A 595-nucleotide genomic window follows, 5' to 3' on the forward strand; every position below is an offset into this window, starting at 1 on the left:
CCCGGGCACAGGCCGCGGCCGAGGTAGGAGCGCTCCCGCGCCATCCGGAAAGTCAGCGTATCCGGCGGGCAGATGAAGACGAGATCGCCCACCGCCGGCGGCCGTTCGAGCGGCTCGATGCGCCACAAGCCGAGCGGATAGCTGCGCGTGAGATTGAGACGCAGGCCACCGAGCCAGGCGACGCCAGCAAGCATCAAGAGGCCTGCGGCCGCAACCGCAACGAGAACGATGGCGGGGCGGCGCCTCATTGCTTCATCACCGGCGTCTGGCGTTGCGTCTGGCGCAGGCCCTCGGTCTGCTTCAGCGTCTCGGCGGTGCGTTCATGGGCAGCGAGTTGCTGCGCGGTTCGCATCGCCGGCCAGGCGTCGGCGAGCTTCTGGCGCTCGCCCGGCGCGAGACCCTCGGCCGCCTTGTCGAAGACCTTACCCGACGGCTCGCGGGCGGCATTGGTGAGCAGCGTACGCTCGCCGAACCGCTTCGCGATCGCCTTGTTGAACCCGTCGATCTCCGCCTTGGCCTCGCGGTTGGAGATCGCGTAACCGAGGGGAGCCGGAAGGTCGTTGCGGTCGATGGCGTCGCGCACCCGCTCGAGCAC

Annotated in this window: 2 pseudogenes; both read right to left on the reverse strand. The window is 69.6% G+C overall.

Features of this window, described 5'->3' with window-relative positions:
• Nucleotides 1-248, reverse strand: a pseudogene (locus EOA27_RS39280) (S26 family signal peptidase); the annotation flags it as partial.
• Nucleotides 245-595: pseudogene (locus EOA27_RS39285) on the reverse strand (Dtr system oriT relaxase); the annotation flags it as partial. The pseudogenes EOA27_RS39285 and EOA27_RS39280, both read right to left, overlap by 4 nt.

It is taken from the genome of Mesorhizobium sp. M2A.F.Ca.ET.037.01.1.1, from assembly GCF_003998075.1.
Taxonomy (GTDB): Bacteria; Pseudomonadota; Alphaproteobacteria; order Rhizobiales; family Rhizobiaceae; genus Mesorhizobium.